This window comes from Flavonifractor sp. An92 (genome assembly GCF_002159175.1).
Classification (GTDB): Bacteria; Bacillota; Clostridia; order Oscillospirales; family Oscillospiraceae; genus Pseudoflavonifractor_A.
Genome location: NZ_NFGZ01000022.1, coordinates 37,363 through 46,828 on the forward strand (window position 1 = coordinate 37,363; position 9,466 = coordinate 46,828).

Genomic DNA, 9,466 nt, shown 5'->3' on the forward strand with positions numbered 1-9,466 from the left:
CGCAGCAGTTTCTACAACCTTTGCAAAATTTCATAGAATTAGGTATACTTTGTTATGGTGATCAAATGACAGCTGAAATTATATTGAAACATATACCTTCCAAATACTCAAATCTACAAATCGAGGCAAGTTTGATTTTGGCTTTTCTTCGCCAAAATCAGCTTGACTGTATAAATCATTCGCAGTTTTTGGATGATATTTTGTGTCACGCGGAGTCTGAAGTCTGCGAAATCATCACTCGTGTCTCAGCGGGTAATCTTTCGCTCAAACTTCTTGAAAATGTATTTGAAGCTTTAGTAGATGATTGCGAAAAACGCGAAAATGGAGTCGTTTTCACGCCATGCTATATTGTAGAATATATTCTGGAGAACACCCTGAATGAGCAATTGGCAGAAGATAGCGTTATCATTGATCCTGCTTGTGGAAGTGGAGCTTTTCTTGTACTTGCCGCGGAAAAATTGACTCTGAGATTAAACAAATCTGTTGCTGAAACTGTTTCTCAAAATATTTTTGGCATTGATCTTAGCGAAGATAATGTAAGACGCACGAAAGAACTCTTAACTCTTCTTGTCCTCTCTTATGGCGAATCCGCTGATTCATTGTGCTTTAATATTAAAGTGGCTGATAGCTTAAAAGAAAATTGGTTTGAGTTGTTTGGCAAAAAAACTTTCCACTTTGTCATCGGAAATCCTCCTTATGTCAATACTCATGATATGAGCAAAGACACTATCTCCTATTTAAAAAAGAATTACAGAACAACTCAAAAGGGTACATTTAATATATTTTATGCTTTTATTGAACAAAGCATGAAATTCTTGTCCCCAAATGGGATGTTAGGCTTCATCATTCCGAATAACTACCTAACCATTACAGCGGCTGAGGATCTTCGAAAGTATTTAGTAGAAAACAAATATCTTTCAAAAATAATTGATTTTGGCGAAAATATGATTTTTGCACCAGTGAGGACATACAACTCATTGCTATTTCTTAAAGCTTGTGGTTCCGAGAATCTGATGTATGCTACTATTAAAAAAAGTTCCGATGTAAAGGGCGCGCTGAACAATGCCAATTTTCTTTGCATGGCGATAGATGATCTGGATTCTTCTGGCTGGAAGTTGCTTGACGAAAATGAAAGGGCAAACATCAAGAAAATCGAACAAGCTGGATCCCCCATTAAGCCATATATTCGTGTTGGTATTGCAACTTTGAGGGATAATGTATATCTTGTAGACGGTTTTGATCAAGAGAAAGGGATGTACTATAAACTTTTTGAAGGAACCAGATACCTAATTGAACCGGAAATTACCCGCAGTATTTATAAAGTCTCAAATATTAAGGCCGAAAGCTCTTTGGCTGATGCGAAGCAGGCTATTATTTTTCCGTATACCGAAATAGAGCAATACTCGCTCGTCGATACCCCAAATAAAAACTATCAAATTATTCCAGAGCATATTATGGCGCAGCGTTATCCTCAATGTTACCAATACCTGTGCCGGTGCCGCACCATTTTGGATACAAGAGACAAAGGAAAGGGGAATGCAGTAGCTTGGTATGCATACGGTAGAAGTCAGGGATTAGGAAACAACAGCAGAAAATTGCTTTTCCCAACCTTTAGTTTACATCCAAAATTTATGCTTGAAGAGAGTAGGCAAACATTATTTTGCAATGGTTATGCAATTTTGGAATCCCCGCAGTTTGATTTGGAAATTTTGCAAAAAATTCTAAATTCAGTAGTCATGGATTACTATGTTTCAAAAACCAGCTATGCTATCGAGGGCAACTATAAGTGCTATCAAAAAAAATACATCCAGCGCTTTTCTGTTCCCCAATTTACAGACGATGAGCTAACATACCTTAAAAATGAGCCCAATATGAGCTCTATTAATCAATTTTTAATTGAAAAATATGGTCTAAGTGATTTTAGGATCTAAGTAATCGTCTATTTTTTGCAAACAAAAACATATCACTGTGGTGACATCACCTTTAGGTTCCTGTGCCGCAAGGCGTGTGGGTTCGACCCCCACTACCCGTACCATGTCCCTACAGGTTTGACCTGTAGGGACATTTTTGCATTCCGGCGAGTGGAAACCGTGCGCCGTTTATGGTATAGTGGTGCGGCGGACGGCCTGCGGGCCGGACACTCAGACCAAATGGAGAGGTGGGAAGCCCGGATGAGCGCGGAGATCCTGGTGGTGGACGACGAGGCGGCCATTGCCGACCTGGTGGAGGTTTATCTGAAAAACGAGGGCTACACGGTCCACAAATGCGGCACCGGCGGGGAGGCCCTGGCCTGTGTGGAGCGGGAGCGGCTGGATCTGGCCATTTTGGATGTGATGCTCCCCGATGTGGACGGATTCACCCTTTGCCAGAAGATCCGGGAGGAGCATCTCTTTCCCATCCTCATGCTCACCGCCAAGGTGGAGGACATGGACAAGATCACCGGCCTCACCCTGGGAGCGGATGACTATATTACAAAACCCTTCAACCCCCTGGAGCTAGTGGCCCGGGTCAAGACCCAGCTGCGCCGCTACACCCGCTACAACCCGGGCAGCGGCGCGGAGGTTCCCCAGGAGTACGACATCCGGGGTCTGCAAATCTCCAAAACCAACCACAAGTGCTTCCTCTTCGGGGAGGAGCTCTCCCTCACGCCGCTGGAGTTCTCCATCCTCTGGCACCTGTGCAGCCGCCAGGGCCAGGTGGTGTCCAGCGAGGAGCTCTTTGAGGCGGCATGGGGGGAGAAATATCTGGATAACAACAACACGGTCATGAGCCACATCGCCCGCCTGCGGGAGAAGATGCACGAGAACAGCCGCAGGCCCAAATTCATCAAGACCGTCTGGGGGGTGGGTTACACCATTGAATAAGCAGCGTATGCGAACCGAGCGGGAGGAGCGGGGCAGGCAGGCAGGTCTGCGGACCTGGAGGTTCTATCTGCTGGCTCTGACGGCCTGGGTGACGGCGGTGATCGCCCTGGCGGTGCTGGGTATGATGGTGTGTTCCCAGATGTCCTGGTCGTGGAACAATCCCCTCTATCAGCTTCTGAACTGGGCGCGGGACTACATCTTCTTTGTGGGCATGGCGGTGGTGCTCCTGGGCTGGGTGGTCATCAGCTACTATTTCATTGCCCGCTCCGCCCGGGATCTGGAGTGGCTGCTCTCCGGGGCGGAGGAGCTGGCCCATCCCACGGACGCCCCCATCCGCCTGCCCCAGGAGCTGAAAAACGCGGAGGATCAGCTGAATCTGGCCCGGGAACAGGCGCTGCGGTCCGCCCAGGCCGCCCGGGACGCCGAGCAGCGGAAAAACGACCTGGTGGTCTACCTGGCCCACGACCTGAAAACGCCCCTCACCAGCGTCATCGGCTACCTCACCCTCCTGCGGGACGAGCCGGAGCTCTCCCCGGCCATGCGGGCGCGCTACACCGGCGTGGCGCTGGAGAAGGCCGAGCGGCTGGAGGACCTCATCAATGAGTTCTTCGACATCACCCGCTTCAGCCTCACCCATCTGGAGCTGGAGAAGGGGGACACCGACCTCAAGCGGATGCTGGAGCAGATGTGCAGCGAGTTCGGCCCGGTCCTGGCCCAGCGGGGGATGACCTGCCAGCTGGACCTGCCCGGAGAGCTGCGGATGGTCTGTGACCCGGACAAGATGGCCCGGGTCTTTGATAACCTCCTGAACAACGCCTGCCACTACGCCTACCCCAACTCGGTCCTCGGGGTGGCGGCCCGGGAGGATGGGACGCAGATCGTGCTCACCTTCCGCAACGCCGGGCCCACCATCCCGCCGGAAAAGCTCTCCCGCATGTTCGAGCAGTTTTTCCGCTTGGACGCCTCCCGGGGCACCCGCACCGGCAACGCCGGGCTGGGCCTGGCCATCGCCAAGGAGATCGTGGAGGCCCACGGCGGCACCATCACCGCCCGGAGCGAGGGGGAAGAGGTCCTGTTCACCGTCACCCTGCCGCGGTAAGAAAATCACAAGAATTTCCCGAGAAAAACGCAGGAACTCCGAAAGGGAAAGCAAACACATCGAACGCCTTGTTTTGGTACCATTTTGTTACCGAAACAAGGCGTTTTCTGTTGGGAGGTTTTTGTGTATGAAACGGATCTTACTTTTCTTCGGCGGCTGTTCCACCGAGTACGGCGTGTCCCTCCAGTCGGTCCATGCGGTGCTGACCCACCTGGACCGGAGCCGCTTTGAGCCCCTGCTGGTGGGCATCACCCAGAGCGGCGGCTGGCTTTACTACACCGGCGCCCCCGGCGCCATCCCCGCCGACCGCTGGCAGGGGCCCGACTGCGTTCCCTGCACCCTGGCCCTCAGCCGGGGGGTGTCCCGGCTGATCCTGCTGGACGGCAGCGGCACGCAGCTGCCCTTCGACGCCGCCTTCCCGGTGCTCCACGGCAAGAACGGGGAGGACGGCACCCTCCAGGGCCTGCTGGAGCTGGCGGGGGTCCCGGTCATCGGCTGCGGCGCCCTGTCCTCCGCCCTGTGCATGGACAAGGACCGGGCCCACAAGCTGGCCGCTCTGGCTGGTGTGCGGGTCCCCCGCAGTGCGGTGTTCCGCCGGGGCGCGGGGATCGGGGAGATCCAGGCGGCGGCGGACGGGCTGGGCTACCCTCTCTTTGTGAAGCCCGTCCGGGCGGGGTCCTCCTTCGGCATCACCCGGGTCACCGCCCCCGAGGGGCTGGCCGGGGCGGCGGCTGCCGCCTTCGCCAATGACCGGGAGATCCTGCTGGAGGAGGCCATTCCCGGCTTCGAGGTGGGCTGCGCCGTGCTGGGCACCGACGAGCTCACCGTGGGCGCGGTGGACGAGATCGAGCTCTCCCAGGGTTTCTTTGACTTTGAGGAAAAATACACCCTGAAAACCTCCGCCATTCACTGCCCAGCCCGCATCCCGCCGGAACAGGCGGCGGAGATCCAGGCGGCGGCCAAGGCCGTCTACCGCGCCCTGGACTGCAAGGACTTCGCCCGGGTGGACCTGTTCCTCACCCCGGCGGGGGAGATCGTCTTTAACGAGGTCAACACCATCCCCGGCTTCACCGCCCACAGCCGCTACCCCAACATGATGAAGGCGGCGGGGCTGGACTTCACCACCCTCATCACCCGCATCATCGAAACGGAGGTGGGCGCATGAGAGGGGATCGCCGGACCGCTGGTTCTCTGCTGCTGGTGAACGCCGCCCACCCCATGCCGGACACCGCCGCGCCGGATCTGGTCTGTGTGGACCCACGCTGGCCGGAAATCCAGCTGGAGCGGCGGGCGGCGGGGCTCCTCAACGCCTGCATCCGGGCGGTGGGGGGAGAACATGCCATCGTCCCCGTCTCCGGCTGGCGCAGCCGGGAGGAGCAGCAGGCCATCTGGGACGACACCCTGGCCAAAGAGGGGGAGGCCTTTACCCGGCAGTATGTGGCCCTCCCCGGGTGCAGCGAGCACCAGACCGGCCTTGCCATCGACCTGGGACTGGCGGCGGAGGAGATCGACTTCATCTGCCCCAACTTCCCCTACGACGGCGTGTGCGGGGCCTTCCGGGCCAAGGCGGCGGATTACGGATTCATCCTGCGCTACCCCGCCGGGAAAGAGCATATCACCGGCATTTCCCACGAGCCCTGGCACTTCCGCTATGTGGGGGTGCCCCACGCCCGGCTGATGGTCCGCCTGGGGCTCACGCTGGAGGAGTATGTGGACCTGCTGCGCCGGGACTTTGTCCGCAGGGACCTGACCTTCCGCGCCGGACGCCGGGACTTCCGCATCCACTACTACGCCGGGGCGGACCGGGGGCTTCTGCCGGAGGAGCCGGGGCGCTACCGGCAGGTGTCGGAGGACAACTGCGGCGGCCTGGTGGTCACCGCCTGGAGGTAGGGCCATGGGACTGCGGGCATGTTTGACCGACTGGTCCAAGGGAGACCGGTTACAGGGCTTCTGGTGGCTCTACCGCCTGCGCGGGCGGGCGAAGTGCAAGCTCACCCGGGACATCTGGACCTTCCTCCTCAACCGCTCCGCCCGGCGGCACGGGGGCTATGTGGGCCCCGGCGCGGTGATTTTGGGGGAGCCAGTGCTGCCCCACGGGCTCCACGGGGTCTATATCTCCCGCTATGCCACGATCGGGGCGGGGTGCCGCATCTACCAGAACGTCACCATCGGAGAGGTGAACCGACGCGCCCCGGTGGTGGGTGCGGGCTGCCTCATCGGCGCGGGAGCGGTGCTGGTGGGGGACATCCGCATCGGCGACGGGGTGAAGATCGGCGCGGGCGCGGTGGTCTTTCAGGACATCCCGGCGGGCTGCACCGTGGTGGCCCAGCCGCCCCGCATTTTGAAAGGGGGAGAGGAACTTGTGTGAAGAAATGAGCCGGGCCTGGCGGGAAGTGGATCTGGACGCCTTGACTCACAACGCCCAGGTGCTCCAGGGGGCCCTGGCCCCCGGCTGCCGCCTGATGGCGGTGGTGAAGGCCGACGCCTACGGACACGGGGCCTTTTCTGTGGCCCACCGGTTGGAGGCAGAGGGTATTCAGGCCTTTGCGGTGGCCTGTCTGGCGGAGGGGATGGACCTGCGCCGGATGGGCATCCGGGGAAAAATTCTGATCCTGGGCTATACGCCCCAGGAGGAGGCCCCGCTGCTCTGCCGGTGGCAGCTCACCCAGACCGTGGTGGACGAACACCACGGACAGGCCCTGGCGGCCCAGGGGCTCCCCCTCGCCGTCCATCTGGCGCTGGACACCGGGATGCACCGGCTGGGAATTCCGGCGAAGGACCACGGGGCGCTGGAGCGGCTGTATGCGCTGCCCCAGCTACGCATCGAGGGGGTCTTTTCCCACCTGTGTGTGTCGGACAGCCTGGAGGCGGAGGACATGGCCTTCACCCGCTTGCAGCTGGAGCGGTTTTACGGCGCGGTCCGGTGGCTCCGGGGCCACGGATACGACCCGGGAGAGACCCACATCCAGGCCAGCTACGGCATCTGGAACCTGCCGCCCCAGCCCTGCACCTGGGCCCGGGCGGGCATCGCCCTCTACGGCGTCACCAGCGACGGCAGCCCCACCGCCCGGGAGCTGGACCTGCGTCCCGCGCTCGCTCTGCGGGCCCGGGTGGCGTCGGTGCGGACCCTGGTCCCCGGCGAGGGGGCGGGGTATGGCCTGGCCTTCCGAGCGGAGGGGCCGGTCCGGCTGGCGGCGGTGACCATCGGCTATGCCGACGGCCTGCCCCGGGACCTGCCCGTCCGGGGCGGGGAGGCTCTCCTCCGGGGGCGGCGCTGCCCCATGGTGGGGCGGATGTGCATGGATCAGCTGTTGCTGGATGTGACCGGGGTGCCGGAAGCCGCCCCCGGTGACGTGGTCACCCTCATCGGCGCGGACGGCGGAAAGCGCATCCGGGCGGAGGAGCTGGCGGCGCGGTGCGGCACCATCACCAACGAGCTACTGTCCCGGCTGGGCCAACGGCTGCCGGTGGTGTAGGCAAAAACCCCCGGGCGCTCAGAGGAGCGCCCGGGGGTTTTGATCGGAAGGGTCAGGAGTTCCAGAAGCGTTCATTGGCTTCCAGCTGGTCGGGAGGACAGACCACATAGCCCACCGTGAGACGGCGGCCCGCCGCCTCGTACATCCGGCGGGCCAGCTCCTCACCGAAGGCGCCGCACACCTCAAGGGAACCGAAGCCCTGGTCGGCCAGCTGGACGGCCAGTTCCACCGCCTCCTCCGGGGAGCGGACGGTGCGGATATGGGTCTCGGTGTGGGGGGTGTCCAGCCGGGCCTGTTGCCGCTGGGGGTCAAATTCCGGGTCCATAATGATCATCGCAAACTTTTTTGACATGATTCCGACCTCCAAGACAGTTAATAGCGGTCGATCCAGTGAGAGATGAGGACGGTGGGGACCATCCACATCAGCAGAAAGACCAGCAGATTCAGAGGGGTGAGGGAGTCGTAGGCGGCCATAAAGGTGAGGTAAAAGCCCAGCACCACACCGGCGCAGGAGCCCAGGCAGGTGAGGATGGCGGAGGCCTGCACCGCCGAGCGCAGGCGCTTGCCGCCCACGGCGGCCTCGGTGAAGGGGCCCACGCCCTCCCGGCAGAGGACGGCGGTGAGGATGTCGCTGTGCTTCCGGTCCCGGGCGGAGAGCTCCACCCGGCGCTCCACCGCCGGGAACTCCATCCGGTCGGCGGGGAGCTTGAAGCGCTGCTGGAGCATGGCGGGGATGATGTTGAAATCCCGGGTGGCCAGCACCGGCGCGATGCGGTTCTGGATCAGTGCGAAGAGGGCGGGTTCCACGGTGCCATGGAGGGAGTATTTCAGGGCGAACAGCCCGGCCAGCTCCCCGTCGATGGCGCAGAACACCGCGTTTTTCACATTGAGGCCCTGGGGGAGGGGGACCTCCATCAGGTGCATGAAGGAGGCGGTGCCCACCAGCACGGTCTCGCCCCGCATCACGGCGGACACGCCGCCGCCCTCGTAGCAGCAGAAGTCGCTGGCGCGGCGGTAGGTAGCCCCCTGGGAGCGGAGCAGGTCGTGGAAGATCTTGTCCAGGCCGCTGCCGGTGTCCCGGATCAGGGTGGCGGTGATGCCCACTACTTTATCCACCGGGAAGTCCCCAAAGATCTTGATGCCGTTGAGGGACACGGTGCCGGGGGGGAAGAGGTCGTAATCGGTGAGCAGGATGCCGCTGCGCCCGCTGGTGGCGGTGACGCCGTCCCAGCCGGCCAGGGCCGCGCCGCTCTTGGCAAGGCGGGCGGACAGGGCGTTCCAGGGCAGGCCGTAGCACAGCGTGGCCGAGAAGGAGGCCGAGGCGCTGAGCATGGCGGACAGGCACCACAGCAGATCCTCCGGCCGCTTCCGGCCCACCGAGGCAAGGACGGAGAAGAGCAGGCAGGACAGCAGCAGCAGGGGGGCCATCACATGGAAGATGCGCTCGGCCCCGTCGGGGGCCTGCATCTGCCGGCCGAAGCCGATGGGCTCCCCCGACCACTTGGCGTAGGCATCCCGGCCGTTCCAGGCACCCTCATCCAGGGTGACCAGGTACGGCTCACTGGCCGAGGCCGCGGTCCGGCAGGCCACCCGCTGGCCCTTCCGCTTGAGGTAGTTGCCCAGCATGGTGAAGGCCAGGGCCAGGGCGGCCACGCCGCAGTAGGGCTGCCGCTCCGGCGTCTCAGCCAGGCGCATCAGAGTGAGGGCGTCGGCCAGAGTGGCGGCGCAGGAGAGGACCACCAGGCTGTCCATGCCCAGGCGGAAGGTAATGAGGCGGAAGATGCCCCACAGCGCCGCGTCCAGACTCAGCACCAGGGCAAGGCCCAGCAGGCCCGCCTGGCAGTAGAGGACCAGGGCATAGCTCTCCTGCAGAAGTCCGGGGAGCGGGGCGCCGAAGGAGGGCCCCAGGGTGAGGTAGAGAATGAGGCCCGCCAGCAGGAACACCAGAACGGTGCGCAGCTTCAGCACGCTCAACCCCCGGCTGTACCGGCGGAAGAGCTCCTGGGGGGGCAGATCGGGGGCTGGGG

9 protein-coding genes are annotated in these 9,466 nt (G+C 60.9%); 7 read left to right on the forward strand and 2 right to left on the reverse strand.

The annotated features are described in order from the left end of the window. The first annotated feature begins 20 nt into the window (after nucleotides 1-20). From B5G43_RS12955 to vanT, 7 genes are all read left to right on the forward strand, one after another. On the forward strand, nucleotides 21-1,931 hold the full coding sequence (locus B5G43_RS12955; RefSeq protein ID WP_143382875.1) for an N-6 DNA methylase: 1,911 nt from the start codon (nucleotides 21-23) through the stop codon (nucleotides 1,929-1,931). A 240-nt stretch (nucleotides 1,932-2,171) separates the two neighbouring features. Then, a complete protein-coding gene (vanR, locus tag B5G43_RS12960; RefSeq protein WP_087262070.1) occupies nucleotides 2,172-2,864 on the forward strand; it encodes a VanR-ABDEGLN family response regulator transcription factor in 693 nt (230 codons plus the stop codon). Continuing rightward, entirely contained in the window at nucleotides 2,857-3,963 is a 1,107-nt protein-coding gene (locus B5G43_RS12965; RefSeq protein WP_087262072.1) for a HAMP domain-containing sensor histidine kinase, read from the forward strand. The genes vanR and B5G43_RS12965 overlap by 8 nt, the downstream gene beginning before the upstream one ends. Before the next feature lie 121 nt (nucleotides 3,964-4,084). Continuing rightward, complete coding sequence (gene vanG, locus B5G43_RS12970; RefSeq protein ID WP_087262074.1) at nucleotides 4,085-5,128, forward strand: D-alanine--D-serine ligase VanG; 1,044 nt, start codon at nucleotides 4,085-4,087, stop codon at nucleotides 5,126-5,128. Next, the gene (locus B5G43_RS18045; RefSeq protein WP_087262076.1) at nucleotides 5,125-5,853 is read left to right on the forward strand and encodes a M15 family metallopeptidase; all 729 of its coding nucleotides are present in this window, start codon (nucleotides 5,125-5,127) and stop codon (nucleotides 5,851-5,853) included. Before vanG ends, B5G43_RS18045 begins: the two co-directional genes overlap by 4 nt. Nucleotides 5,854-5,857: 4 nt before the next feature. Then, on the forward strand, nucleotides 5,858-6,331 hold the full coding sequence (locus tag B5G43_RS12980; protein WP_087262078.1) for a serine acetyltransferase: 474 nt from the start codon (nucleotides 5,858-5,860) through the stop codon (nucleotides 6,329-6,331). Beyond that, on the forward strand, nucleotides 6,324-7,439 hold the full coding sequence (gene vanT / locus B5G43_RS12985; protein WP_206405029.1) for a serine racemase VanT catalytic subunit: 1,116 nt from the start codon (nucleotides 6,324-6,326) through the stop codon (nucleotides 7,437-7,439). The genes B5G43_RS12980 and vanT overlap by 8 nt, the downstream gene beginning before the upstream one ends. 52 nt (nucleotides 7,440-7,491) lie before the next feature. Here vanT and B5G43_RS12990 read toward each other — a convergent pair whose 3' ends face one another. Then, nucleotides 7,492-7,791 (reverse strand): DUF6506 family protein, encoded by a 300-nt coding sequence (locus tag B5G43_RS12990; protein WP_242960579.1) that lies wholly within the window; start codon nucleotides 7,789-7,791, stop codon nucleotides 7,492-7,494. 20 nt (nucleotides 7,792-7,811) lie between these two features. Further along, nucleotides 7,812-9,466, reverse strand: a 1,655-nt coding sequence (locus B5G43_RS17400; RefSeq protein ID WP_158097433.1) for a hypothetical protein, incomplete at its 5' end; no start/stop codon positions are given.

Bases quoted from the DNA above. Each gene is read 5' to 3' on its own strand.
- B5G43_RS12990 (WP_242960579.1), bottom strand. From the start codon at position 7,791: ATGTCAAAAAAGTTTGCGATGATCATTATGGACCCGGAATTTGACCCC.
- B5G43_RS12980 (WP_087262078.1), top strand. From the start codon at position 5,858: ATGGGACTGCGGGCATGTTTGACCGACTGGTCCAAGGGAGACCGGTTA.
- B5G43_RS18045 (WP_087262076.1), top strand. From the start codon at position 5,125: ATGAGAGGGGATCGCCGGACCGCTGGTTCTCTGCTGCTGGTGAACGCC.
- vanR (WP_087262070.1), top strand. From the start codon at position 2,172: ATGAGCGCGGAGATCCTGGTGGTGGACGACGAGGCGGCCATTGCCGAC.